Here is a 25930-nt window from a genome sequence, read left to right on the forward strand (position 1 = left end):
ACAAATGATTTCATTTAACAATTTTTATCAAAAAATAGCAGGCAATCGGTTAAACCACTGGCTAAATACTTTACCTGCTCAGTTAACTCAATGGCGTGAGCAACATTTACATGGTGAATTTGCCCAATGGCAGAAAACCATTTTAGCACTCCCGAAAACATCACCATCGAGCATTGATATTAGTACCACCGTACGTGCAGGTGAACGCGCAGATATTAATGACGGTGAATACAAGCGCCTAGAAAATTTACTTAAAAAATTCAAACCTTGGCGCAAAGGCCCATATCATATTCATGGGCTACATATAGATACCGAATGGCGTTCCGACTTTAAATGGGATCGCTTAGCGCCACATATTAGTGATTTACGTAATCGTTATGTTTTAGATATTGGTTGTGGCAGTGGTTATCATTTGTGGCGTATGCGCGGTGCAGGTGCCGAATTTGTGGTGGGTATTGACCCAACACAATTGTTTTTATCGCAATTTCAAGCCATACAACACTTTGTTCAAGATGATAACGTTAACCTTTTGCCCTTAGGTGTTGAACAATTACCTGAACTGAATGCTTTCGATACAGTATTTGCTATGGGGGTTTTATATCATCGCCGCTCACCGATAGATTTTATTTACCAGCTAAAAGCACAGTTAGTGAAAGGCGGCGAATTAGTACTCGAAACCTTAGTGGTTGATGGCGACGAAAATACTGTGTTAGTACCGGGCGAACGTTATGCAAAAATGCGTAATGTTTGGTTTTTGCCCAGTTGTGACGCAATGTGCGCTTGGCTTGAACGCTGTGGTTTTAAAAATATTCGCGTGGTTAATACCGACATAACCGCCCTTGACGAACAACGTAAAACTGACTGGATAGATACTGAATCATTACAAGACTTTCTTGATCCTAATGATAAAAGCAAAACTATCGAAGGCTACCCAGCGCCAAAACGTGCGATTTTTATTGCCAATAAATAGCATTGAGTTCTTTAAATTGTTATCCCTAATTAGTGTTATTAGCGTAATTCGTTGACGGCCACTAAAAACAAAATAATTTTTCCACCGAGAAGAGAAAAAACATTAAAGTAAGAGCTTACTCAATATTAAATTTATTAAGTCTTTACTCATTTTTTTCTCATTCTTTCCTCCCGGTAAAATACTAAAAACCCGTTCAAAAACTGCAGGAAATATCTAAGTAAGAACTAACTTAATGGATTTGGTATTACCTTCCTTTAAAGAATAATATACTATTTATATCGTACGGTTAATTCACTTTGAAATAGAGGTATCATGGAAAATCCTTGGCTAGAAAGACGGTTAGAGCGCGTAGCGAAAAGACATCAAGACCACCGTAGCCCTTTTCAACGTGACCGAGCACGTATTCTCCATTCCGCCGCATTTCGCCGACTGCAATCAAAAACCCAAGTTATGGGCAGTGGCCAAAGCGACTTTCATCGTACCCGATTAACCCATTCTTTAGAAGCTGCACAAATTGGTAGTGGCATTATCGCGCAAATTCGCAGTAAATACCCAGAGCAAAGTGCAGCCCTACTACCTTCCGACGACAGTTTAATTGAGTCATTATGTTTAGCGCATGATATTGGGCACCCACCGTTTGGCCATGGTGGTGAAGTTGCCTTACATTATATGATGCGAGATCATGGTGGTTTTGAGGGTAACGGGCAAACCTTTCGTATTGTTGCTCACCTAGAACCTTTTAGTGAACACTTCGGTATGAACTTAACCCGAAGAACATTATTAGGCTTAATAAAATACCCTCAAACACTGGGAAATTTACAGCAAGATATTCCACAAGTATTACCGGCCTCTTTTCGTCAACTAGAAGCATCTAAATGGCATCCGCCAAAGGGGTTATATCTTGACGATATTGAGATGATCAATTGGGTATTATCGCCGTTATGTCAGCAAGACAAAGAACTTTTCCAACAATTTAAAACTAAAAGCAATAACCACAGTAAAACGGTATATAAATCCTTAGATTGTTCAATGATGGAACTAGCAGATGATATTGCCTACGGTATTCATGATTTAGAAGATGCTATTGTCACCGGTGTGGTAAATCAACAAGACTTTGACCAAAATGTGATTCAAAAACTGTTAAAAATTGACGATGAATGGTTACAAGAGTACAGCAAAAGTTTAGCGGATAATCTTTTTAGCAGCCAACGCTATAAACAAAAAGAAGCGATTGGCGGTTTAGTCAATTACTTAATAACTGCAATTGAATTGGTCGATATTAATCAAACCAAAGGCTGTAATTTTCAAGAGCAACTTTTACGATTTAATACGGTGCATCCATTGATTGCAGCTCAAGCGTTACAAATTTTTAAAGACTTTGTTTATCAATATGTCATTAAGCAAACGTCAATTCAGCAGTTAGAATATCGTGGTCAACAAATAGTGATGGAGTTATTTGAGGCCTTATCTTCTGATCCTGAGCGCTTACTACCTAAAAGCACAGTAATACGTTGGCAAATGGCCAAAGAAAACAATCAAAATCAACACCGAGTTATCGCTGATTACGTCGCCGGCATGACCGATGAGTATGCCACTAGGCTTTATCAAACCTTGTTTTTACCCATCGGGCAAACGGGCTTTGGTAAACACGATTATTAACGAATAAAGTGAATACACCAGCAACCAACAACCAACAACCAATAGAGACGTTATCTAACCATGGCTAATATGCTAGATATTTATTGCGGCAGCGATGCTTTAAAAACAATTCAACAACAAGGCTTTAAGCAAGAACTATTTACCACTATGCTAGGTGCAAGTGGCGGGCCAAAATGGTTTAGCTTATTTGGTTTAGATAAGTATCTTTTTGGTGAATATTTTAAAGACCGCAGTACTGAATTAAACTTAGTCGGTTCTTCAGCAGGGGCATTTCGTTTTGCCGCGCTTAGCCAACAAGATCCCGTTGCCGCTATTACCCGTTTAGCGACACTATATTCAGAAACGACTTATTCTGACAAAGCTAATAAGAAAGAAATCACCGCAAAGGCGATGAAGTTACTTAAAGAAGTTTTAGGAGCTAACGGTAGTAATGAAATCATCAACAACCCAGTATTTAAAGCCCACTTTATTGTCGCAAAGTGCCGTGGTTTAACCTCTTTTGAACAAAAATTACCGTTAATGTTTGGTTTAATATCGAGTATGGCGCTTAATCAAGTCAATCGAGGTTTGTTGGCAAAACAGTACCAACGCTATGTTTACCATCACCCTAAAAGCCAGTTAACCATTAACGACAGTTTTAATTTTAATACTCAGCATCAAGCGCTAAATCATGAAAACCTAACATCGAGTTTACTCGCTTCAGGCTCTATACCTGTTGTTATGGAAGGTATAAAAGATATTATCGGCTCGCCAAAAGGTATGTATCGTGATGGTGGGATTATTGATTATCACTTTGATGTAGATATTAAACCAACATCAGGGCTTACGCTTTACCCGCATTTTTCGCCAACGCCAAAAGCGGGTTGGTTTGATAAAAATTTAGCCCGTAAAGTTAACACCCAATATTATAAGAACACTGTAATGTTAGTACCCTCTGCCGAATTTATTGCTCGCCTGCCTTACGGGAAAATTCCTGACCGTAAAGATTTTATTGATTTAGCCCCCGCAACACGACTGAAATATTGGCAAACTGTGTTAAAAGAATCAGAATTCTTGGCTGATGAATTTGCACAACGTATTTCGACAGTTAATACGAAAAATATTAAACCAATAGAATGCTGTTGAGTAAAAACACCTTAAGATAGCGGATTTATAACCTGAAGATAATTTCTAGCGGTTATCACTGTGCTATTTTTTGATAGATAGCACAAGCTGCCCCTGCGGGATCTTTAATCACCGCATATTTATCACTACCCATAAATTTAATTTCTGTAACTAACTTACCTCCATTAGCTAGCACGGCATTCAATGAGGCTTCAATATCCGCCACTAAAAAATACGGTAACCAAGCCGGTGGTAAATCTTTATTTACTCCTTGAGCATGACAAACACCAGCAACAGCTTCGTTGTTGTTTGGCTCCAGCATGGCATAGTCATCATAATCGCCCATAGCAATATTTTCGCTCTTCCAACCAATGACATCCTCATAGAATGACTTTACCTCGGTAGCATTGTCTACTGATAAATCAAGCCAGGCCATTTTGCCTATTTCGTTATCGCTCATTGTTTAACGCTCCGTTTGTTGTTTTGGGTTTCTTGGATAGAACTTATCGGGTAGACAATTTATATGTTCAAAAAATCGCGTATCTTTGTAAGGTAGCTTCATAAAGCCAGAAATACCTATACCGGTAATGGTGGGTAGCAAGGGTAAAATTTCTGACAAGCATTGTTTAAACTCTGCTTCTTTATCGTGATTAAGTAACATGAGATAACTGTGAATTTTCAAATGTCGTGGCAAAACTTCGAAAATAATACAACCCGTATGGTGAATCTGATTTAAGCGCGCTAACACCGCCATAATTTCTTCAGGTAAATATAAGTATTCGTCAGGGTCTACACCATCTTCAAAGTAAGAATGTAAACGCGTTATGTCGTCAATGTCGGCAACGTCACTAACATCATAATTAATCACTTGATTAGATAAGGCTTGAAACGGCTCTTCTTCATTTTCACGCTCAACATGTAAAGTATTACGGGCATTAAATAAACAACTCTTAAACACCCCTACTCGAAATATACCTTGAGCTAGGCGCACCATATTGTTCACTGCACTTTGGAATGATGTTTTCAGTTTAGGATCAAATAACGATAAGTTTGAGTCAATATACACACCATTTTTTTCCCACCGAACCGCTAAACCACCTACAACAGGAAAATTAGCTAAACGGCTAACGGCAGCAATAAAGGCTTTTTCTGTATCGCCCATCCCCATTAAGAAATTTTTAAAGTATTTTTCTAATTGTACATCGTCTATATCGCTTAGTTCATCGGTATCTGCTGACTCTCGTAGAAAAGATTTACGTGAGCCATAAACCACAGTATCCATATTTTTTTGATAATTTTTACACCAAACGGGTACTAAAGGCTTAATTTCAATAGGCAAAGGCGGTTCGGCCATTACAGTATTTTTTAACAAGTCTAAGTGCTTAAATAAGTAGTCTCCCGCTTTATTGCGTTTGCTTCTTTCTTTACTGAGCATGCCTGATAAAATTTGTGCCAGCAATTTAGGTAAGCCTAATGATGAAGGCGTGATCACCGCACTACCATAACGGCAAGACTGCCCTGAAGCTAAGGCATATAAAGTGGCTGCCAGTCCCTGTTCATCAAAACGGGGCGATGACATTTCTCCGCTGATTTGCTCATCACCAATAAAGTAAACATCACCCAAGCGTGCATTACTATTTTGTAAATCGCTGCTCATTAAATCCATAATGTTATTAGCGGTTGTTTGACCATGAGCATCAAGTTGGGCGATTACAGCAGATCCCCAATCAACTAAATAAACTTTCTCAGTTTCAGGATCAAAAACAACATTTGAAGGTTTTATATCACCATGAACATAAGGCATAGCTTTGTCGTGTTGACTTACGTCACGTAAATAACAAAGAATTTCGGCAAGTTGTATCGCAATTTTCACTACCAATTCACTGGGTAAAGGCCCTTTTTGATAAGACAGTTGCTCTAGGTCTATGCCCGGTGCGCGCTGCATATGCACAATCGATTGGCGTTTAATCTTGTAATAACCAATAATTTTAGGAATGCGTCGGTGTGATAATTGCCGTTGAATATCGGCTTCTTCTGCTAAACGATCTTGTACATGCAGAGGCAAATTAATACGGGAAAATTTAAATACTTGAGACTGCCCATATTCGTCTTCTCCACCAAAAACAAAGCCATAGGCACCTTTGCCAATTAAAGCGATATTTTGATAGCCTAACAAGGTTAGCTGTTGCTGACAAAGCTCAACCCATTGTTTTAATTTGGTTGCATCTTCGTGATTTAATAAATAAATAGACTGCTCTTCAGCAATATAAAAATGCTGGAGTTTCTTTTCTACCACTAGATTTCCTTAACAGAAAATACCTGAATGAATATCAATTAACATAAATAATCTTTGAATTTACGCTAAATTGATATGGCTTATCTTAGCCTATTTAAAAATGTCGATAAAGCATCGCTTGGTCATCACTTAGTCATAGTTCTGTCACCACTTTGTCATAAAAGTCCGTTATTCTTTTCATTACTAACAAATACTTCCTCGTAGTATGTTTTACTCTCTTGGTGAACAGTCATACTTTAGCACTTCGCTTTTGCCCTTATTCGATTTTTAATTAAATTAAGTAAGGTTTTTTTTATGCCTTAAATACTTCACCTTTAAAAATCAATATGCAATGATTACGCTACTTTAAAGAATACCTAAATATAAAGGATAATATGAGTCAAATTAAACTATTAGCAACCCTCTTTGTAGGTATATTTATCGGTTATGTTTTGGCGTCAATAACGACAATTGATCAGCATGAAGATAGTAATATAACCCTAGTTGAAAAAAAATTAACGCCCAAAACTCCAGCTAACCTTGGGCAAAAAACACCTGAAGATATCGACGTAATGGATACTCAACCTACAGAGATTATTACTGAGGAGTCACAACAAACTAGCCCAGAAATCATGCTTGCTAAAAACTCTACATATCAAGAGCTTGAGAAAAAATATCAACAGCTGAATAAAGATCAACAAGCTTCAGAAAATAAAATCGCCTCGTTAAAGCGAATATTAACGGAAATGGATGAAAGTGAAATATCCACAACCCAAATGGAAGACTTAGTCGAAGCACCATTTAAAGATTTAATGGCGAATTTTACCGGTGCTAATAAGGATGAAATTTATAATTTTCACCAAACAGAAGAGGATCTAGATTGGGGTTATAATATGCAGAATTATCTGAGTGACTTTATTCTGACCCACTATAATGCTGATGAAATCAACTTAGTCTCTGTTTTATGTAAGCAACAAAAATGTGAACTTTTAATCATCCAACATACTGATGGTGGTTGGGATAAAATAACGCAAGATTTACGTCAACAACCTTGGTGGAAGTTTAGCTCTACAAACTCATCTTCAGGTAATTATCCTAATTCGGAAAATAGCATCGCCATTTATACTTTCTTATCTGTTTAGCGACTGCTTAGAAAAACAAGATACCGGGGAGAAGCTACTTACAGTTATCTACTAATGTCTCAGTCTGAGAGTTGCCTGAGAAATGCCTGAGCATCGTCGCTCCATCACATCGAGGTACACGACTTTACTAATGCCTTGGAGTCATGGATGGCCTAGAGCGGCTATAGACTCTCGACATACCCTTCATTTTGAACATAAAAAAGCCTGCTAAAATGCAGGCTTTAAAATTTCAATTATCTCGTAAAAAACTAAGACATATGTACTAGCATGTTACTTGGCTCTTCAAGGAATGACTTCCACAAATTACAAAAACGAGCTATGGTGCCGCCATCAATAGTACGGTGATCACCAGACCAACTCACTTGCATAATTGAACGTGCTTCAACTTCACCTTTGTCGTTAAAGCGTGGTAATTTTTGTAACTTACCAAGTGCAACAATGGCAGACTCAGGTTTATTGATAATAGGTGTTGCCACCGTACCGCCAATAGCGCCGATATTTGAAATGGTGATAGTGCCACCTTTCAAATCAGCTGCAGGCACTCGGCCTGAACGTGCGTCGTTGGTTAATCGCGTAATATCAGCAGCTAAATCTAAGATAGATTTTGTTTGTACTTGTTTAACATTTGGTACTAACAAACCTACCTTTGAGTCAACAGCCATACCAATATTATGATCGTCAAAATAAGTCAGCTCGGTGCAATCTTCATTGACTTGCGTATTCACTAACGGAAATTGCTTCAACGCTAACGACATAGCTTTCATAAAGAATGGCATCATAGTTAATTTGATATCTTGCTTAGCATAAACTTCTTTTAGTTCGCCGCGCAATTTGATCAAATTGGTCATATCGATTTCTTCACAGTAGGTAAAGTGAGGAATAGTCGATACTGATCTAACCATAGCTTTTGCCATAACAGCTTTTATGCCGCGAATAGGTTCAACACGTGTTCCACCAGCTACATTGCCAACTGCAGCAACGGTAGTATTAGCAGATACCTGCGGTGCTTGATTAAAAGCTACAACATCGTCTTTATATACTCGACCTTTTTTACCACTGCCCGGCACTTGATGAATATTAACATTTAATTCACGAGCAACACGGCGCACAGCAGGACTAGCGACTGCTTTTTCATTTACTACTTTTGTTGAAACCATTTTAGTTTCAGCAACAGGAGCTTTAGTCTCAACATTAGTAGTAGCGACTTTTGGCGCTTCAACTACAGGCGCAGCAGCAGGTGTTTGTCCAGTGGCGGCAATTTCAATGGCAAATAATGGCGCATGTACTTTAGCAATTTCACCTTTAGCATAATAAAGTTTAACCACTTTACCTTTATGCATAGCCGGAATTTGTACCAAAGCTTTATCGGTCATTACGTCAGCTATTGGTTGATCTTCTTCAATCAAATCACCTTCAGCTACTAGCCACTCAACCAATTCACATTCAACAATACCTTCACCAATGTCGGGCAAAATAAAGTCTTCTACTTGTGTACCGGCATTGCTAGTTGCTGCTGGAACAGCTGGTATTTCAGCGACAGCTTCTGCAACTAAAGGCTCAGCAGAGCTTTGAGTTTGTGCACTGTCTTCTGGTGTCATCGCAAATAAAGGTTGATGAACTTTCGCAATTTCACCTTTTGCGTAGTAAAGCTTGTCTACTACACCAGAATACATTGCGGGAATTTGAACCAAGGCTTTATCTGTCATTACATCAGCAACGGGCTGATCTTCTGCAATTACATCGCCTTCTGCTACTAGCCATTCAACCAGTTCACATTCAACGATACCTTCGCCAATATCTGGTAGTATAAAATCAATGCTCATGCTAATAAATCCTAGTAAGTCATACTGTTTTTAATTGCTTCGTAGATCTTTAAATGATCTGCAGCGTATTCTTTTTCAAGTGCCAATGGATAAGGTGTATCCATGCCACAAACTCGGGCAATTGGTGCTTCTAAGTGCAAGAAACATTCTTGTTGAATGGTTGCGGCAATTTCACTGGCAAAACCAGCGGTTAACGGCGCTTCTTGACTGACCACAAAACGGCCGGTTTTAGTCACAGAGTTTGCTACTGTTTCAATATCCCAAGGCAAAATAGTACGTAAGTCAATAATTTCACATGAAATACCGTCAGCAGCAGCTAATGCAGCCGCTTTTTCAACGATTTCTACTTGTGCGCCCCAAGCTAGCAAGGTGATATCAGACCCTTTTTGCACAACTTCTGCTTTACCTAAAGGTAATTCGTAATCTTCTGCTGGCACTTCGCCAACCGATGCACGGTATAAGCGTTTTGGCTCGAAAAATATTACTGGATTATCATCACGAATTGACGCAAGTAATAAACCTTTTGCTTGATAAGGGTTACGTGGCACAACCACTTTTAAACCAGGTGTATGAGCAAAATAAGCTTCAGGCGATTGGCTATGATATAAACCACCCGCAATACCGCCGCCGTATGGCGTACGAATAGTTAATTTACCGACATTAAACTCGTTACCACTGCGGTAACGAAATTTAGCTGATTCATTTACGATTTGATCAAAGGCTGGAAAAATATAATCCGCAAATTGAATTTCAGCAATGGCTGTACTGCCTTGAGCAGCTAAACCATTAGCAAAACCAATAACACCTTGCTCAACCAACGGGGTGTTGAAACAACGGCTTTTACCGTATTTTTCTTGTAAACCACTGGTTGCACGGAAAACGCCGCCAAAGTGGCCAACGTCTTCACCAAAACACACCGCACGATCATTTTCTGCCATTACGGTATCAAGCGCGCTATTAATCGCTTGTAATAAATTCATTTGCGCCATTACTTAATTCTCCCTGCAGTAAACGGATAAGCTTGGGGATATTTTTTAATATGAACTTTAAGTTCATCAAACTGACTTTGTAACAAAGGCGGTACTTGGTCATAAACATCAGTAATTAAATCTTCAACAGGCGGCTTAGCAATTTTTTCAGCAACTTTAACCGCGGCTAAAACTTCATCACGTAGTTTTTCAAACAAAGCAGTTTCTTGTGCTTCGTCCCACCAACCTTGTGCGAGCATCCAGTTCTTCATGCGAAGAATAGGATCATGTTCTTGCCATTTGGCTTCTTCTTCACGTGTTCGGTAACCTGAAGGATCGTCCGAAGTTGAATGAGCACCTAAACGGTAAGACATGGCTTCAATTAATACTGGCTTGCCTTCTTTTATCGCATACTCACGCGACAATTGTACAGCGGCAATGACGGCTAAAATATCATTACCATCGATACGTATTGTTTTCATACCGTACCCAACACCGCGTGAGGCAATACCATTACCTACATATTGCTCTTCAGATGGTGTTGAAATAGCATAACCATTATTACGACAGAAGAAAATAACCGGTGCTTGATGCACAGCAGCCATGTTTAAACCTGCATGAAAGTCGCCTTCAGACGCAGCGCCTTCTCCAAAGTAACAGATAGTGACCGCATCTAAACCTTGCATTTTTTGACCGTATGCGTAGCCAGCTGCTTGTGGAATTTGCGTGCCTAACGGTGATGAAATCGTCATATAGTTCAATTCACGACTACCGTAATGAATTGGCATTTGACGACCTTTACCTAAATCTTTTTCATTGCTGAACATTTGGTTCATAAAGTTTTCAAGGCTAAAACCTCGAAACATTAATGCACCTTGTTCACGGTACTGCGCCATGATCATATCTTGATCTTTCAGGCCTGCAGCACCACCAACACTAGCGGCTTCTTCACCGAGTGCTGCCATATAAAAACTGATGCGGCCTTGGCGCTGTGCAGCTACCATACGCTCATCTAAAACACGATGAAAAGCGAGCGTTTTATAGGTTTTAGTCGCAAGTTCTTGATCAATATTTGGCATAGCAGCATTTTTATAAATGCTACCATCTTGTTTCAATATTTTAAGGATTGGAATTTCAACTGAATGACCATCAATAAAAGCGGGTTCATGTACGACCGGGCTTTCGCTATATATGTCAGTGTTCATAGCCTTCTCTTTTTTTATTAACCTTGGATGCAAGGTGACATTGCCTATTTCACCTTTGCTTTAATCATTGAAAGTATAGAAGCTTTCAGCGCAAGGTGAATATTAATATCGTTGTTATGAATTGTTGGTTGTAATAATCGCAAGCACTTTACCTTTACGTAAACTGAAAAACAAGTTTAGTGAGTAAAGTTAACGCTTTTATTTACTGTACAGCGAGCATAATTCTTTACAGTTATACTCGCTGCTAAATGGTAGGCCAGTGGCTTAGTTAGACGCAGGTTATTAGTTCCAGACATAAGCTAAGTACTTAGGTCTATCTAGGCAATTTTTGTGGGGGTCACTGTCAATAAAGCGCGTTGGCCAATAGCGACATTCGCATTAGGGAAAATAATAGCTTCACCGTCCTGCAGAGTTTTCACTGCTTTACCCCCATCCATCGCTAGTACATGACCTTGTGGAAAGTCAGTAAAGTTTTCAACGTCGTCAGCAAAAGTTAATGAAAAGTCTTCATGGTGACGATCAATAACTTGTGATATTTCATAAAGATTAAAATCGCTATCTTGATATGGCGGTAATTCAAGGTCTTGGCCTGAAACAAACTTGGTTAAAGTTTCACGAACCTGCACAAACTTGCTCATATCATTTTCACCAAATGGACGAACTTTACCTAGCTCTACAGTAAAAGCATCAGCGCCAAATTCATTTGACGAAAAATAGCTAAAGGTCGTGGTCGGAGAATGTGACAACAAAACAGTACTAACACCACAAGCATTAAGAAACTGCAGCTGACTCTTTTTACGTGGCGCACCATGTAAAAAAGGATAAACAGCAAATTTATCACATTTTGAACCACGTATTGCAGTATGTAAATCATAATGACAACGACTGCGTTCGCCGCCATTAGCACATAGCAATTGGCTACCTGCTTGAAAAAAATTTCGGACCGTATTTTCTAATAACAAAGCACGATGACGTTCTTTGTTAATTAAGCCTGCGCCTTGCCCTTGGTCTTGTGAATGACCACCAGAAAACAAACGATTCATGTTTTCTTCAACAAAACGCTCTGCAATATTCATTGATGCAGGGTTACCAAAAATAAATAACACCCGTTCCGCTAACGGCAATTCGCCACGAATTAATTGGCCAATAATATCACTACAAATCTCAATTGGAGCAGTTTCATTACCATGCACTGCGCTTGATAAAACGATATCGTGACTGCTGTCACGATCAACTGGCTCAAAAGTAATTAGCCCTGTTTCCAAAACGGTTACTTTACTTTTAGTTTGCGATGCTTGATGAGTGACATCAAAACTGAAAGCACCACAGGGTAAAGACCATTCATGGGCTCGGGTCATTGATAAAAAATCACCACTTTTTTGTAAAGTTGATGCGAAGGCATTGGTTGTGCTTGGAAAATCACTCACGCGGTTTCACCTATAGTCATAGTAGAATTTATTTGAGAAGCTTAGATTGCATTACGCCAGCACTCATTAATTATTGCGCGCTATTATACAAGATTTAAAGAGATACGTCCTTGTGATGAAAATTAAATCTTATAAATGAGTACTCTTTGAATGCTGTCTTTAGCATTCCCTAACTTTTTTGTAGCTTTTTTTAAAGTGCTCATGGTGAGTTAATGTCTATTTACTATCAATTGCCAAAATCAGTGTAAATAACTACTGATATAAAGGCAGTTCAAAGTGTCATTTTGGTTGCCATATGGTTGCAGGTGAATCATACCTACTGGCTTTCTAAAGCCCATCAGTAATAAAGACAAACAAGTACGCTCTTTACGACCTAATTTAAATGTCTTTAATTAGCCTCTATTCTGTTTAATAGCATTGAACAAACGCCCTAGTTAAATCAAACTTTTGTCTACGAGAGATATTCCATAGCTTTCTTATGCATTGATATTATGGGATATTACTAAATCGCAACTCATATTTGACCTTAGGCTTTATTGTTTTTAGCCTAACAACTTTAACTTACAGGAAGTAGGAAATTCAAAAATGTATAAAAATTTTATGTTAGCTTTTTTTATTATATTAGTGGCTGGATGTAGCAGCCCTATTCGAGTATTGGATCAATCCGAGCAAAAATTAATTAATTACCCACAAGTTGGAGAAGTGGTATCCAAAAAAATTGGTGATGTAATTTTAGCTAAGGGAATTCAAACATTTGGAGAGGCAGCTAAAGTCATAGCAGAAACTCAATTTAATAAAAAAGATGGTGAATCATCCATGATGACCTGTGCCCTAAGTGTGGTCCCTGACACTGCATATATGCGAGGAGTGTATGAAACAAAAAGTACATCAGCAGATTGCTATGGCCCCGTCCTTTTTAGACGTACTCTTGCTGATGGGAATACAAACTGGAACTGCCCAGGGAACCCTCTTATTATAGGTGATATTTGTAAAGAGCAAGATGGAAAGATATTTCTAGCTATTGCTAGCCATAAAACATATTTGAAACAAGATTTTGAAAATATTAAGTTTTCAAAGATGGTAATAAAAGGAAAAGATAATTTTGTACAGGAAATTATTTACAATGGTCGTTCAGGTAATAATGTGAAGTTTGTTTATAGAGAGCTGTCTGAAAGCCTAGTAAAACCTATTTTCTTTCAAGAGCTAGAATATGACATATCACAATCACAGATAGTTAATTTTAAAAATGTAAGTATCGAGGTTGTAAGTGCGACTAATACTGATATAAATTACAGATTAATTAGCAATTTTTAGATTATGCTCAGTTATAATTAAAACTTAATGATGCCAGCCTGAGCAACTTCCTCACAGTTACTCTTGCTGGTGGCATTATCGATACGAAATCTAATCCCTATCTCTGTTTATGATCTCATGCTAAAAGTTTCCTCTGTGGTAGTAATTAGTGTTTTCACTGTTTCTAAAAACGTAAGTTTTGCGAGCAAAAGTAAAAAAACACTCATTGAGGCTAACGCCATTATTATCAGAGTAAACGACAAATAATAGTAGGTCATTAGCCGCTAAAGCACTGAGTTTAAATTCACCATTGAGCTAAGTTGACCTATACATTTAATAAGTTTACTGTTTACTTAGAGACAATAGCGTATATAGCTAGGCAATATTTGATGGCTAACACCAACTCAATAGGTTATGGATGACTATTTCTACTGGAAATAAAATTGGATTATTAGGCTTTTTACTAATATTAGGCATTTGGGCTTATGTCGTTTGTCAGATAATGGGCACTTTTGATCAGAGATCAATTAAGGATAAAAAATACCATGTACGCTCTCTAAATATTGCTAATGAGTTACGCCAGAGTTCTGATGATTTGACCCGAATGGCACGCACATTTGTAGTCACTGGTGACGAAATATATGCACAGTACTATTTTGAGATAATAGCCATACGCAATGGAATTTCTCCTCGACCAAAAAAATATCCGCCAACCTATTGGTATACCGACTTTGCTTCTGACAGATCAGATTTAACTAGCCTAGGTAAATCGATCCCATTACAGACACTAATGCGTGAAATGGGATTCACCCCGAGTGAGTTGTTACTTCTCCAACAATCACAAGATCGTTCAGACAGTCTAATGAAGATAGAGAAACAAGCTTTCGCGGTCATGAAAGGGCTCTATGCTGATGGCGAGGGGAAATATACAATTAAAGGACAGTCAGACAGGGAGCTTGCAATCCAACTATTATTTAGCCCTAGATACAATGAGGCAAAAATAGAAATTATGACACCTATTCAAGAATTCATCGAAGCGGTTGAAAATAGATTAATTCATGAGTCTGACGTGTTCCAAACTAAGCAGCAGCAATATTTATGGTACGCTATTTTACTGCTCCTTATTTCAACGTTCTTGGCACTAATTGCTGCTATTTATGTAAGAAATAAAATTGTTTTACCCATACTTTTACTCAATAAAGAGGCTCATATAATCACCAAGGGAAATTATAAAGCTCGCAGTAAAGTAGACGTAAAAAATGAAATAGGCTCACTCAGCCAAAGTCTAAATGAAATGGCCAACCATATTGAGCAAGATATTGACAAATTTAAGCAACTGGCAGCAACTGATGAGTTAGTCGGCATCAGCAACCGACGAGCCTTTATTAAGTCTTTAGAGCTTGAATTAGAACGTGCCCATCGTTATCAACTGCCCTTGAGTTTATTAATGTTAGATGTAGATAATTTTAAGGTATTTAATGATACTTATGGCCATTGCATTGGCGATGAAGTTTTAAAGACTATTTGTAAAGTTAGTCAATTGGCACTCAGAGAAAATGACTTAATGGGACGGATTGGTGGAGAAGAATTTGCCTTTGTTTTGCCCGCTAGCAATATTGATTCTGCATTAATTGTTGCTGAGCGCATACGCGCTGCCGTAGATAGTTCCTCTCTTATAGTGGGCCCCAATAAAGTTAAAATTACAGTAAGTATAGGTGCCACTCAATTAACAAAAACGGATGATGTCAGGGTATTCCTCAATAGAGCAGATATGGCAATGTATAAAGCAAAAGAAAACGGGCGTAATCAAACCTATTGGGTATAGGGGCAATCGACCTTAACCAACAAAGATTCGTTACTTAAATTAACGTCGTTATTAACCCTATAATAATTGCCACTTGAACAAAGTTAATACAAAAATAAGTGGCCATTTATTCATCAACAATAGCTATTACTAAGCCATTGATAAAACGTAAAACAGCGCTATTAGTTATAAATAATTACAGGCTAAAAATTTTTTAATCGTTTTTTTATAAATTAACAAGTCACGACTTAACCATTACAACAACTTTCCCCCTCTTGTATTGGTGGACACTTTACTGTTCCATAGGAGCAATAAACACAGCAATCTCCTTTCAAAGGCTTAAGAAGTGTTTTGCAAGATTCACATTCATAAAACCACTGACAAGCATTAGTCGGCATTACTTCTATCTTACTATGACCACACTCTGGACAAGTTATGGTTGAATTAGGCTCTATATTTTGCATATTGGCTCCTCAACAGGTTTAACGATATCTAGTATTGACACTATAACCATAAGACAGATACCAACATAAAATAAATAGGTACTCCAATTGTATTGCCACAATGGGTAAAGTGTTAGCAAGACTATTATCGGACCAATAACACTCAGTATACCTCTGGTATAATTTTGGTTTTTATACCAATTATATAAGTTCACTACCAAAGCCAGTGTTGCAAATATGGGTAACAAGATATTTATAGCTATACCTTCAAAGTGCGATAGAAAGCCTAACCCAAAAGCTGATGCTAGTGAGCCAAGGGCAGGAAAACATGCAGTACAACTTAAGGCTGCAACCCAAACACCACCTGAGCCAACCTTATCTAAAATTTTATTAATCATTTTACACTTCTAGTTATGAAAAGATTAAATAAGTATAAACTCTGTACATGGGTACAGAGTCAAGACCATTTTAGAGAATCTATTAGCGGACAGTTTGCTTGGTCGTTATTAGATTGACATGAGTTCGTCATTTCCTTGATGACTTTCTCTAGCCGTTGCAGGTCAGATATTTTATTCTGGATAATATTTAATTTTTGCAATCCTAGTGACTCAACTTGAGAACAATTACTATCCATTGACATTAATGATGAAACTTCTTTAAGCGAAAAACCAAGGGCTTTCGCTTTGCAGATAAACTGTAATTGTTTGCTAATAGAATCATCATATAATCGATAACCGTTGAGAGGTTTCTGTGGTTGTTGAATAATACCTTCTCGCTCATAAAAACGAATTGTCTCAACACTTAAGTTGAGCTCTTTCGCTATTTTCCCTATTGTTTTCATTGTGTAACCTGTAACTAAACTAACCTCAATCATAACATCAAAAATCTGAATGTAAGCTCAATTATTGAAGATGCTAATGGCTTCTTCTAACAATCAAAAATAATAAAACAATCTTTGAACATAACGTGATATTTTTCACACACCCTCACGATTAGTCTCAATGTTGATCTGTTTAATTTTAGCTGACTCGATTTGCCCTGTTGCACAGAATATCTCTAGAGCAGCAAAGGCAGAAACGCTATAATGTAAACATTACTTGAGTATATCCCACTCATTTTTAATCGCTTTATTCCCTTATATAGGGTTTACAATAAATAGAAAGAACAAGGTTATTTTTATACTTTGCTTATCAAAAATTAAATGCTTTGATTACTTTATGGCTATTTGTTTAAATTACTTTGTGACTATTTGCTTAACGGCCTTGTCTATAAAGTTATTATTTATAAAATTAAGGTATGAACGATGAGAATTTTACTGTTTTTAGCCACTAACATTGCCATTATGGCAATTTTAAGTATTACATTTAGCTTATTGGGTCTTGAAGGGGTATTAGCGGAAAATGGTGTCGATTTGAATCTACAATCGCTACTTATTTATGCCGCAGTTATTGGCTTTAGCGGCTCTTTTATATCCTTGTTTATCTCTAAGTTTATGGCAAAAAGAAGTATGGGTGTGCAAATAATTGATACACCAAGTGATGAGACACAACGTTGGTTGCTCAATACAGTGCAAGAACAAGCCAAGAAAGCGAATATTGGTATGCCTGAAGTGGGAATATTTAATCATCCTTCACCCAACGCTTTTGCCACTGGTTGGAATAGAAATAATGCACTCGTAGCCGTTAGTACTGGCTTGCTAAGTCACATGAATAAAAATGAAGTAGAAGCAGTACTTGCTCATGAAGTAAGCCATGTAGCCAATGGTGATATGGTCACCATGACACTGCTTCAAGGTGTTTTAAATACTTTTGTTGTTTTCTTATCACGCATTATTGGCCATGTGGTAGACCGTGCAGTATTCAACGTAAAGAGTGGTCACGGGCCTGCATATTGGATTGTTTCAATTGTGGCGCAAATGGTATTAGGTTTATTGGCAACAATGATCATGATGTGGTTTTCTCGGTATAGAGAATTTAGAGCGGATGAAGGCGGAGCCAGTCTTGCAGGTCGGCAAAATATGATTGCCGCACTGAGTAAACTAGAGCAACTACAAAACGCACCACAGTTACCTACAGAAATGTCAGCTTTAGCCATTAGCTCGGGTAAAATGAATGCGCTTTTTTCAAGTCATCCACCATTAGCAAAACGAATAGCGTCACTTAGGATGAATTAACGGTAGGGATCTACAGTGTTGTCACGTTTGTATAACTTCATGCCGGGTTTAAACACCTTGTGCAACTATGAAAAACAATGGTTTGCTGATGATGTTAAAGCTGCATTGTCCGTTGCCGCAGTTGCGTTACCTGTTGCCATAGCTTATGCCCAACTCACTGGTGTTAATGCAGCTGTGGGCCTATATTCCTGCGTACTACCTATGTTGGTATATGCTTTATTTGGTACCTCTAAACAGTTAATTGTTGGCCCTGATGCCGCGACTTGTGCCGTTATTGCGGCACTTATAACGCCATTGGCCGCGGGTGACAGCATTAAGCATTGGCAATTAGTGATTACCATGACAGCCATGACGGGTTTTTGGTGCATAATTGCCAGTAGATTTAAGCTTGGAGTATTGGCTGACTTTTTGTCCAAGCCTATTTTAATGGGCCTATTAAATGGTGTTGCGATTACCGTTATTGTCGGTCAATTCTCTAAAATTTTTGGCTTTACCTTTGATGAAAGGTATCTACTTGAGCGTTTAGGAGGCGTGCCCACTTACCTAGAACAAACCCACTTTCCAACCTTAGCAATAGCCTTACTTACCCTAGGTATTTATTTTGCTGTTAAACGCCTAAAGCCCTCTTGGCCAGCTTCTATGTTCGCCATCGCTTTGGGGGCGACCTTAGTATGGCTATTAAATTTAGAGCAATTTGGCATAAAAACCATTGGTATTGTCGACGGCGGGCTACCTTTATTTCAAACCCCTTATTTTAATGTTGGTATTATTCGTGAGCTAGTTGTGCCGGCACTTAACTTAGCAATAATAAGCTTTGTCAGTATGATGCTAACTGCCCGCAGTTTTGCAGCAAAAAATGGCTATGATATTGATGCCGACAAAGAGTTTATGGCTTTAGGTATTGCTAACTTGGCGTCTGCTTTATCTCAAGGTTTTGCGGTCAGTGGTGCATCATCTCGCACCGCAGTGAATGACGCCAATGGCGGTAAAACACAATTAGTCTCCATAATAGCTGCGGGCATCATTGCCGTTATTGCGCTTTATTTCACCGCACCCCTTGAATTTATTCCCAGTGCTGCATTGGGTATTGTGTTAATTATTGCTTCTGTTCACTTGCTAGATTTGAAAGTCGTATGGCAACTAAGATTAAAAGACCGACAAGCATTTTACTTAACCTTAACCACCTTATTTGCTGTGCTATTTATCGGTGTTATTCCGGGCATAACGCTGGCGGTATTACTGGGTTTATTTCAATTTATCCGCACAGTTATGCGCCCAACCGACCATATACTCGGTGTTGATATCAACGGTGTGGTGAGAAGTTTAGACGCCAGTGACAAAGCAAAAGCGGTAGATGGTATTTTTATCTATCGCTTTAATTCGCCATTAACTTACTTTAACTCTAGTTTTTTTAAACGTCGATTATTAGAGCAATATGCAAGACAAAAAGATGACATTGAGTGCGTAATTATTGATGCGGTTCCCTGCTTCACCCACTTAGATTTAAGTGTAATGGCAATGCTGGCCGATTTAGAAATTATATTTAGAAAACGCGGGGTTCGCCTTGAACTTGCCGGCAGAAAACGTCAACTTCTTGGATGGTTTGAAAAAGCAGATATTAAATCAGGTATCGATGGTATTTATGTTCATTCTGACTTGTATTTAGCCTTGCGAATAAACCAAAGTAAACAAGTCGAGGATAAAGTGATAGCAGTAACAGAGTCTTAAATTTGAAATACTGAAATGACTTGTTTTTGCGAGTTAAAGTCATTCCAGTCACTCAGGTCATCACTTTACTCACTAGACCTTATCATCGTTTGATTGCATCAGCTTGTGTTTTGGAAGTAGATTTTTAACCGTCGTCATAGTGTTTAAATTAAAGCGGTGAGGTATTATTCCTCATCTTCTGAATAGCCAACAACTTGATTGGCTATTGAATATGAAAAACCCTTTGATATCAAATGACGTAACGCTTTCTGTTTTAACTTCAGTTCTTCAATTGGCGCTTCACCAAACTTTCTTATTTTTAGTGTCAGTGCTTTATCAAAATAGTCTTCATCTGTTGTCTCTATGGCACTAATACACTCATTAATTATTTGTGATGGAAAACCTTTTGCATAGAGTTTTTCTTTTATTTTATTTGGGCCGATATTTTTTTCTGAAAGACTAAGCGTCAAGCGTTGTGCATAACGAAGATCATTAATAATGTCTCGCTCAATAAGATATTCTAATGCGGGTTGATTAAATTGTGTATCGTCCTTAAATAATAAATTCGCTTTTTGCAGCAATGCTTTAGACGAGTAATCACCATATCGCTCGATCATCCACTGCATGTATGATTTCACACGCTCATAAGAAATAACTTGTGGCTTGGCGTTTGGCTTTCTCTTATACATGATAATATTAAATCCTATTATTCATTGCCCTTTCATTCTTGAAAAGCCATTGCTTGAACAGAATCACCACCATCAATCCGAGCTAGGCACTTATTAAGAATGTAAAAAATAAAGGTGCCTATTAGCACCTTATCTTTAACAATTTTTCACTGGTATTATATTAACTTAACACTACAAATCTGCCGCTATGAAAGCAGCGCTAACAAGTTTTTGTGCATGACTAATAATTAGCTGTAAATGTGCTTCATCAATAAAGCTTTCTGCATATATTTTATATATATCTTCTGTACCTGACGGACGGGCAGCAAACCAACCGTTTTCAGTACAGACTTTAATCCCACCAATGGCTGCATTATTACCCGGTGCATGTGACAGTATTTGCGTGATTTTTTCACCCGCTAAAACATCAGTCGTAATAGCATCAGGGGTTAGCGAAGTTAGTACCTGCTTTTGCTGTAAGTTTGCAACAGCTTCAACACGCCCATAACAAGGTTCGCCTAATTGCTGAGCTAATGCTTGATATAATTGATAAGGGTCTTTACCGGTTACCGCTAGCATTTCAGCGGCTAATAAGGTCATGACAAAACCGTCTTTGTCGGTTGTCCAACAACTGCCATCTAGTGAAAGAAATGTCGCACCGGCGCTTTCTTCACCACCGAAGGCGTAGCTTGAATCGTGCAAGCCATCAACAAACCATTTAAAACCAACGGGAACTTCTGAAAGTGGCCGGTCAATAAGTTTGGCGACACGATCAATTAGCGAACTAGAAACTAATGTTTTGCCTATTTTGCAGGTTTTTGGCCAATTTCTATGGGTCATTAAATAGTGAATAGAAACCGCTAAATAATGATTTGGATTCATCAAACCGCCGGTTTTAGTAACAATGCCATGGCGATCAAAATCAGGATCGTTACCCACAGCAAGATCAAACTTATCTTTTAAAGCAATTAAGCCCGACATCGCATATGGTGATGAACAATCCATGCGAATTTTGCCATCTTTGTCCAGTGGCATAAAGGCAAAACTGGCGTCAACCACCGGATTTACCACATCTAATTTCAAACCATATTTTTTAGCGATAACGGGCCAATAATGAATACCTGAACCACCTAATGGATCAACACCAATATGTACACCCGCTTTTGCAATCGCTTCCATATCAACAACCTGACTTAATTGCTCAACATAAAAGTTGATAAAATCTTCACGAGTCAGTAATGCACAATTTAGTGCTTGAGCATAATCAAGGCGTTTAACATCAACCAGCTTATTGGCAATAATTTCGTTAGCGCGTTGCTCAATAACTTTCGTTATTTCCCCTTCAGCTGGGCCACCATGAGGAGGATTATATTTAATGCCACCATCGGTTGGAGGATTGTGCGAAGGAGTTATGATCAAACCATCGGCTTGGCTTGATTGGGTTTTATTATGAACAATAATTAAACGTGAAATAACCGGTGTTGGAGTAAAACCTTCATCGTCTTGAATAACAACAGGAACATTATTAGCAATTAATACTGAAATAGCAGAAGCAAAAGCAGGTTCTGATAAAGCATGAGTGTCTTTGCCTAAATAAAGTGGCCCTTTAAATCCTTGCGCTTGACGATATTCAGCTACAGCCTGACAAATAGCTTCAATATGCTGCTCATTAAAGCTTAATTTACTCGCATTACCACGATGCCCAGACGTACCAAAAGTAACTTTTTGCTCAGCAATATTAACATTGGGAGCCAGTAAAAAATAATCACTGACCAAACGGCCAATGTTAATTCTATCTTTCGGTCTTGCCGGTTTGCCAGCATGGTGATGAATTGTCATTTAAATTCCTTATCCTTTATAAAAACTTAAGCCAGCTCTTTTGCGCAATAAATAGTCACATAACTAATTTAGCTGATATAACCCATGTATCCAAGTTAGTTGATATAGCTAAAGTAACTCAAATAACTAAAGTAAGTCGCGAATATCTTCTATATCTTGCTCGTTATAACCTAACGCACGGCCTACTTCTGTTAGCATCATCTTCTTGCGGGTGGTATTTGAGTTGGTAATTACCCAAAATGGACTGTCTGGGATCTGGCGTGGCTTTGTACTGCTACCACTAGCTGCTAACTCAGCTTCGCTGGCAGCAAAATATAAACGGTCACGGCCTCTTATATTGCAAACAGTAGAGAACTGCTGATTATGTACTCGGTATAATGCCGCGAGAATTAATAAAAATCGACCAACAGCACCGCGTTGCATAGCCAATTCTTCTCTATTAATATAGTTAAATACTGTGCCATTAACGTCAAGTGTTGTTGTAACTGCTTGCTTTTCAACTACCTCTTCGACAATTTCTTCGACAATTTCTTCGACAATTTCTTCAACAAATTCTGGTGCTTCTGCGCTTACAACTTCATCATTTTGTTCAGTTGGTAACTTAATTAGACGACGTAATATCGACGATGCACTTTCGCCAATATACTGGGTATTTGACGCAATGTGTTGATATAGCTCTTCATCTATTTCGATGTTTTTCATTAATGACCCTAGGAAAATTATTATAGATCGCGGCAAGATTATACTTACGTTAATAAGAAGTCTCTATAGAGGATTAACAAATGATGAAAATATTTTTCAAAAAGTGAGTTTATAGTCTATTCAAACCAAATATTACCAATATAAAAGTAAGGTTTTTAATCTCATATCATGTAGCGCACAGTGATATTTACCTGGGTTTTCATTGCATCAAAATGCTAAAACAAGGACAATTATCCCTATTAGATAATACTTATAAGAGACAATAATGGCGAAGCTTTTAAACTATCAACAATCTGGCAGCGGTAAAGACATTATTCTTATACATGGTTTATTTGGCCGCTTAGAAAACCTCAATATGGTGGCGAAAGCATTAGCTGAAAACTTCCGAGTTACCAGTGTCGATGTACGTAACCATGGCAATTCATTTCACCATAGTGTTATGAACTACCCAGCCATGGCGCAAGACATTGCTGATGTTATGCAACACTTAGCCATAAATAGTGCCGTGGTGCTCGGGCATTCTATGGGTGGAAAAATAGCCATGGAATTAGCCCTAACAACGCCAGAGCTAGTGGAGAAATTAATTGTTGCCGATATTGCACCTGTTGAATATCCACCGCACCACAGCCAAATAATTGCGGGTTTAAAATCACTAGACTTTTCAGTAATAATGCAACGTAAAGACGCTGACAAACAACTAGCTAAATATGTAGATGACGTAGGCGTTCGGCAATTTTTATTACGAAATTTAAGCACTGAAAATGGTCAACTTACCTTTAAATGTAGCATTGACAATATTGCTAAAAATTATCCACAAATAATGAAAACTTACCAAGGCAGTAATAGTTATCAAGGCCCAACGTTGTTTATCAAAGGGGCTAATTCTGACTATATACTGCCTGAACACCGCACAGAAATATTACGTTTATTTCCCCAAAGTCGAGCTCGCGTTATACAAGGGGCCGGTCATTGGCTACATGCTGAAAAAACTATCGCCTTTAATCGTAGTGTTGAAGGTTTTTTAGCAAACTAGTTGTTGTAGTTATAACTTTGCAATATTAGTTTGTATAATCAATGCAATAAAATCATCTTGTGCTCGGTCTGATAAACGCCCAGTTAGTAGAATATTACTGACAAAATAGTGGCTAAGCTAACAAAATCAATGTGTTTAAAAGCAACGATATGCTATAGTGTGCCCTGAAAATTTTAGGGCCAATTATGTTAGCTGAACACTTTGAATTAATTGAAACCATTGGATTGAATTTGTTCTTTGCTTTTATCTTTATTTTCATCGGGTTATCAATCCATGATGTAATGAATAAGAACGATGTCCCTAAAATGGGAAAGATGGTTGTTTATTTTGTATTATTTTTAGGATGTGCTGGATTTATTGCCAAAGGCGTAATTCAGTTTATTTTCGAAAGCCAAGGTGTCGGATAAGTAAGTAATTAAAATGGCAAAAGAAGTAGCAGATTTAACCACCATTGACTTATTTAGCGATGAAAAGCGTCCGGGGCGACCAAAAACGAATCCTCATTCACGCAGCGTGCAAGTTAAAATTAACAAACGTAATCAAGTTAAGCGTGATAAGAACAATGGCTTAAAGCGAGTAGAGTTTAAATTACATCAAGATGTATTTGAACGTTTAGACGCTTTAGCAAAAGATAAAGGTGTTAGCCGCGGTGAACTAATAGAAATATTATTAGTTCAGTCGCTTGATGCCAACGATATTAAAGTTTAGTTAGATATAAAAGGTTAGATTCATGGCAATTGTAGGTTTATTTTTCGGAAGTGACACAGGTAACACCGAAGCCGTAGGCAAAATGATCCAAAAAAAATTGGGTAAGAAATTTGTCGATGTTAAAGATATCGCCAAAAGTACTAAAGAAGAAATCGCTGAGTTCGATTTATTAATCTTAGGTATTCCTACTTGGTACTACGGTGAAAACCAATGTGACTGGGATGATTTTTTACCTGAATTAGAAGAAATTGATTTCACCGATAAACTAGTGGCTATTTTTGGTTTAGGCGATCAAGAAGATTACGCTGAATACTTCTGTGATGCGATGGAACCATTACGTGATATCGTTGAATCAAAAGGCGCTATTGTTGTCGGCAACTGGTCGACAGAAAGTTATGAGTTTGAAGCTTCTAAAGCCTTAATTGATGAAAAAACCTTTATCGGTTTATGTATTGATGAAGACCGTCAACCTGAATTAACCGATGAGCGTGTTGATACTTGGGTTAAACAAATTTACGACGAACTTTGCTTAGCTGAATTAGAAGACTAATTTTTCGATAAAAAGCTAAACTATAATTGAGAAGCCAGCATTAGCTGGCTTTTTTGTGCCTATAACTAAGTTAAAGCTAAATTAAAGTTAAGTTAAGATAAGTTAACGTGTTGATGCAATTGTATTAAAAAGTCAGTTTCAAAGCATAATAGCACTGGCAAGTCGATTTATGTCGTCAACTTTACCCGCTAAGGCCAAACTTACGTTGTAACCATTTGAGCAGTATACACCCGATGAAGTAATACAAACCTATCAGTAAGCCTTTGATGAGATTGCTGAGAGCGTTCAAGTATTAAAGCGCATTATGAATTACCTCAAGCTGAGTATTAATAGCACTTAAAAAAACGAATCAACACTAAATCACCCTAATAATTAAAAGCTTACAAGATTAAAGGTGTTGGTATTGGTATTGGTATTGGTATTGGTATTGGTATTGG

24 protein-coding genes are annotated in these 25930 nt (G+C 37.9%); 12 read left to right on the top strand and 12 right to left on the bottom strand.

Annotation, left to right across the window (positions count from 1 at the left end):
- Positions 1-4: 4 nt before the first annotated feature.
- The 3 genes from cmoB to H4J38_RS15410 all read left to right on the top strand — a co-directional run bounded on the left by cmoB (position 5) and on the right by H4J38_RS15410 (position 3754).
- The gene (gene cmoB, locus H4J38_RS15400) at positions 5-970 is read left to right on the top strand and encodes a tRNA 5-methoxyuridine(34)/uridine 5-oxyacetic acid(34) synthase CmoB (RefSeq protein WP_182133116.1); all 966 of its coding nucleotides are present in this window, start codon (positions 5-7) and stop codon (positions 968-970) included.
- A gap of 312 nt (positions 971-1282) precedes the next feature.
- Positions 1283-2629 (top strand): anti-phage deoxyguanosine triphosphatase, encoded by a 1347-nt coding sequence (locus tag H4J38_RS15405; RefSeq protein ID WP_182133118.1) that lies wholly within the window; start codon positions 1283-1285, stop codon positions 2627-2629.
- 69 nt (positions 2630-2698) lie between these two features.
- Positions 2699-3754, top strand: a complete 1056-nt coding sequence (locus tag H4J38_RS15410; protein ID WP_182133154.1) for a patatin-like phospholipase family protein — start codon at positions 2699-2701, stop codon at positions 3752-3754.
- A gap of 55 nt (positions 3755-3809) precedes the next feature.
- Here the strand turns inward: H4J38_RS15410 and H4J38_RS15415 are convergent, their stop codons facing one another.
- Positions 3810-4193 carry a VOC family protein gene (locus tag H4J38_RS15415; protein WP_182133120.1) on the bottom strand — a complete coding sequence of 128 codons (384 nt, stop codon included), beginning with the start codon at positions 4191-4193 and terminating at the stop codon, positions 3810-3812.
- Between the two features lie 3 nt (positions 4194-4196).
- Entirely contained in the window at positions 4197-6029 is a 1833-nt protein-coding gene (locus tag H4J38_RS15420; RefSeq protein ID WP_182133122.1) for a protein kinase domain-containing protein, read from the bottom strand.
- A gap of 374 nt (positions 6030-6403) precedes the next feature.
- On the opposite strand from H4J38_RS15420, the gene H4J38_RS15425 reads away from it, so the two are divergent.
- Positions 6404-7150, top strand: a complete 747-nt coding sequence (locus H4J38_RS15425) for a hypothetical protein (protein ID WP_182133124.1) — start codon at positions 6404-6406, stop codon at positions 7148-7150.
- 248 nt (positions 7151-7398) lie between these two features.
- On the opposite strand, the gene H4J38_RS15430 is transcribed toward H4J38_RS15425, so the two are convergent.
- From H4J38_RS15430 to astE, 4 genes are all read right to left on the bottom strand, one after another.
- Complete coding sequence (locus tag H4J38_RS15430; RefSeq protein WP_182133126.1) at positions 7399-8973, bottom strand: dihydrolipoyllysine-residue acetyltransferase; 1575 nt, start codon at positions 8971-8973, stop codon at positions 7399-7401.
- Between the two features lie 11 nt (positions 8974-8984).
- A complete protein-coding gene (locus tag H4J38_RS15435) occupies positions 8985-9962 on the bottom strand; it encodes an alpha-ketoacid dehydrogenase subunit beta (protein WP_182133128.1) in 978 nt (325 codons plus the stop codon).
- The gene (locus H4J38_RS15440; protein ID WP_182133130.1) at positions 9962-11146 is read right to left on the bottom strand and encodes a thiamine pyrophosphate-dependent dehydrogenase E1 component subunit alpha; all 1185 of its coding nucleotides are present in this window, start codon (positions 11144-11146) and stop codon (positions 9962-9964) included. Before H4J38_RS15440 ends, H4J38_RS15435 begins: the two co-directional genes overlap by 1 nt.
- A 317-nt stretch (positions 11147-11463) precedes the next feature.
- Positions 11464-12573, bottom strand: coding sequence for a succinylglutamate desuccinylase (gene astE, locus H4J38_RS15445; RefSeq protein WP_310733487.1), 1110 nt, complete (start codon positions 12571-12573; stop codon positions 11464-11466).
- Positions 12574-13158: 585 nt separating this feature from the next.
- Here astE and H4J38_RS15450 point away from each other — a divergent pair.
- The gene (locus H4J38_RS15450) at positions 13159-13887 is read left to right on the top strand and encodes a hypothetical protein (protein WP_182133132.1); all 729 of its coding nucleotides are present in this window, start codon (positions 13159-13161) and stop codon (positions 13885-13887) included.
- A 397-nt stretch (positions 13888-14284) separates the two neighbouring features.
- Entirely contained in the window at positions 14285-15691 is a 1407-nt protein-coding gene (locus H4J38_RS15455; protein WP_182133134.1) for a sensor domain-containing diguanylate cyclase, read from the top strand.
- Positions 15692-15918: 227 nt separating this feature from the next.
- Here H4J38_RS15455 and H4J38_RS17290 read toward each other — a convergent pair whose 3' ends face one another.
- From H4J38_RS17290 to H4J38_RS15465, 3 genes are read right to left on the bottom strand one after another with little or no spacing between them, the layout of a single operon-like run.
- On the bottom strand, positions 15919-16134 hold the full coding sequence (locus H4J38_RS17290) for a GDCCVxC domain-containing (seleno)protein (protein WP_259365533.1): 216 nt from the start codon (positions 16132-16134) through the stop codon (positions 15919-15921).
- Complete coding sequence (merC, locus tag H4J38_RS15460; RefSeq protein WP_182133136.1) at positions 16122-16511, bottom strand: organomercurial transporter MerC; 390 nt, start codon at positions 16509-16511, stop codon at positions 16122-16124. The genes H4J38_RS17290 and merC overlap by 13 nt, the downstream gene beginning before the upstream one ends.
- A 59-nt stretch (positions 16512-16570) precedes the next feature.
- Positions 16571-16954, bottom strand: coding sequence for a MerR family transcriptional regulator (locus H4J38_RS15465; RefSeq protein ID WP_182133138.1), 384 nt, complete (start codon positions 16952-16954; stop codon positions 16571-16573).
- 462 nt (positions 16955-17416) lie between these two features.
- Here H4J38_RS15465 and htpX point away from each other — a divergent pair, with 462 nt between their 5' ends.
- Positions 17417-18286 (top strand): protease HtpX, encoded by an 870-nt coding sequence (gene htpX, locus H4J38_RS15470; RefSeq protein ID WP_182133140.1) that lies wholly within the window; start codon positions 17417-17419, stop codon positions 18284-18286.
- 15 nt (positions 18287-18301) lie between these two features.
- Entirely contained in the window at positions 18302-20014 is a 1713-nt protein-coding gene (locus tag H4J38_RS15475) for a SulP family inorganic anion transporter (protein WP_182133142.1), read from the top strand.
- A gap of 164 nt (positions 20015-20178) precedes the next feature.
- Here the strand turns inward: H4J38_RS15475 and H4J38_RS15480 are convergent, their stop codons facing one another.
- The 3 genes from H4J38_RS15480 to seqA all read right to left on the bottom strand — a co-directional run bounded on the left by H4J38_RS15480 (position 20179) and on the right by seqA (position 23202).
- Positions 20179-20682 carry a regulatory protein RecX gene (locus H4J38_RS15480; protein WP_182133144.1) on the bottom strand — a complete coding sequence of 168 codons (504 nt, stop codon included), beginning with the start codon at positions 20680-20682 and terminating at the stop codon, positions 20179-20181.
- Between the two features lie 171 nt (positions 20683-20853).
- A complete protein-coding gene (gene pgm / locus H4J38_RS15485; protein ID WP_182133146.1) occupies positions 20854-22500 on the bottom strand; it encodes a phosphoglucomutase (alpha-D-glucose-1,6-bisphosphate-dependent) in 1647 nt (548 codons plus the stop codon).
- A 126-nt stretch (positions 22501-22626) separates the two neighbouring features.
- The gene (gene seqA, locus H4J38_RS15490; RefSeq protein ID WP_182133148.1) at positions 22627-23202 is read right to left on the bottom strand and encodes a replication initiation negative regulator SeqA; all 576 of its coding nucleotides are present in this window, start codon (positions 23200-23202) and stop codon (positions 22627-22629) included.
- 265 nt (positions 23203-23467) lie between these two features.
- Here seqA and H4J38_RS15495 point away from each other — a divergent pair, with 265 nt between their 5' ends.
- The 4 genes from H4J38_RS15495 (at position 23468) to fldA (ending at position 25493) form a co-directional block, all read left to right on the top strand.
- A complete protein-coding gene (locus H4J38_RS15495; RefSeq protein WP_182133150.1) occupies positions 23468-24235 on the top strand; it encodes an alpha/beta fold hydrolase in 768 nt (255 codons plus the stop codon).
- A gap of 185 nt (positions 24236-24420) precedes the next feature.
- Positions 24421-24642, top strand: coding sequence for a DUF2788 domain-containing protein (locus H4J38_RS15500; RefSeq protein WP_182133151.1), 222 nt, complete (start codon positions 24421-24423; stop codon positions 24640-24642).
- Positions 24643-24655: 13 nt separating this feature from the next.
- The gene (gene ybfE / locus H4J38_RS15505; protein WP_182133152.1) at positions 24656-24943 is read left to right on the top strand and encodes a LexA regulated protein; all 288 of its coding nucleotides are present in this window, start codon (positions 24656-24658) and stop codon (positions 24941-24943) included.
- Positions 24944-24965: 22 nt separating this feature from the next.
- Positions 24966-25493 carry a flavodoxin FldA gene (fldA, locus tag H4J38_RS15510; RefSeq protein ID WP_182133153.1) on the top strand — a complete coding sequence of 176 codons (528 nt, stop codon included), beginning with the start codon at positions 24966-24968 and terminating at the stop codon, positions 25491-25493.
- Positions 25494-25930 lie beyond the last annotated feature (437 nt).

Origin of the sequence: Colwellia sp. BRX10-3 (assembly GCF_014077505.1) — a bacterium.
GTDB lineage: Bacteria > Pseudomonadota > Gammaproteobacteria > Enterobacterales > Alteromonadaceae > Cognaticolwellia.

Coding starts and splice junctions, on each gene's coding strand:
- htpX (WP_182133140.1), top strand. CDS start 17,417: ATGAGAATTTTACTGTTTTTAGCCACTAACATTGCCATTATGGCAATT.
- H4J38_RS15495 (WP_182133150.1), top strand. CDS start 23,468: ATGGCGAAGCTTTTAAACTATCAACAATCTGGCAGCGGTAAAGACATT.
- H4J38_RS15500 (WP_182133151.1), top strand. CDS start 24,421: ATGTTAGCTGAACACTTTGAATTAATTGAAACCATTGGATTGAATTTG.
- merC (WP_182133136.1), bottom strand. CDS start 16,511: ATGATTAATAAAATTTTAGATAAGGTTGGCTCAGGTGGTGTTTGGGTT.
- fldA (WP_182133153.1), top strand. CDS start 24,966: ATGGCAATTGTAGGTTTATTTTTCGGAAGTGACACAGGTAACACCGAA.
- H4J38_RS15435 (WP_182133128.1), bottom strand. CDS start 9,962: ATGGCGCAAATGAATTTATTACAAGCGATTAATAGCGCGCTTGATACC.
- H4J38_RS17290 (WP_259365533.1), bottom strand. CDS start 16,134: ATGCAAAATATAGAGCCTAATTCAACCATAACTTGTCCAGAGTGTGGT.
- H4J38_RS15440 (WP_182133130.1), bottom strand. CDS start 11,146: ATGAACACTGACATATATAGCGAAAGCCCGGTCGTACATGAACCCGCT.
- H4J38_RS15455 (WP_182133134.1), top strand. CDS start 14,285: ATGACTATTTCTACTGGAAATAAAATTGGATTATTAGGCTTTTTACTA.
- H4J38_RS15415 (WP_182133120.1), bottom strand. CDS start 4,193: ATGAGCGATAACGAAATAGGCAAAATGGCCTGGCTTGATTTATCAGTA.
- H4J38_RS15410 (WP_182133154.1), top strand. CDS start 2,699: ATGCTAGATATTTATTGCGGCAGCGATGCTTTAAAAACAATTCAACAA.
- H4J38_RS15480 (WP_182133144.1), bottom strand. CDS start 20,682: ATGTATAAGAGAAAGCCAAACGCCAAGCCACAAGTTATTTCTTATGAG.
- H4J38_RS15450 (WP_182133132.1), top strand. CDS start 13,159: ATGTATAAAAATTTTATGTTAGCTTTTTTTATTATATTAGTGGCTGGA.
- H4J38_RS15405 (WP_182133118.1), top strand. CDS start 1,283: ATGGAAAATCCTTGGCTAGAAAGACGGTTAGAGCGCGTAGCGAAAAGA.
- ybfE (WP_182133152.1), top strand. CDS start 24,656: ATGGCAAAAGAAGTAGCAGATTTAACCACCATTGACTTATTTAGCGAT.
- pgm (WP_182133146.1), bottom strand. CDS start 22,500: ATGACAATTCATCACCATGCTGGCAAACCGGCAAGACCGAAAGATAGA.
- seqA (WP_182133148.1), bottom strand. CDS start 23,202: ATGAAAAACATCGAAATAGATGAAGAGCTATATCAACACATTGCGTCA.
- H4J38_RS15430 (WP_182133126.1), bottom strand. CDS start 8,973: ATGAGCATTGATTTTATACTACCAGATATTGGCGAAGGTATCGTTGAA.
- H4J38_RS15425 (WP_182133124.1), top strand. CDS start 6,404: ATGAGTCAAATTAAACTATTAGCAACCCTCTTTGTAGGTATATTTATC.
- cmoB (WP_182133116.1), top strand. CDS start 5: ATGATTTCATTTAACAATTTTTATCAAAAAATAGCAGGCAATCGGTTA.
- H4J38_RS15465 (WP_182133138.1), bottom strand. CDS start 16,954: ATGAAAACAATAGGGAAAATAGCGAAAGAGCTCAACTTAAGTGTTGAG.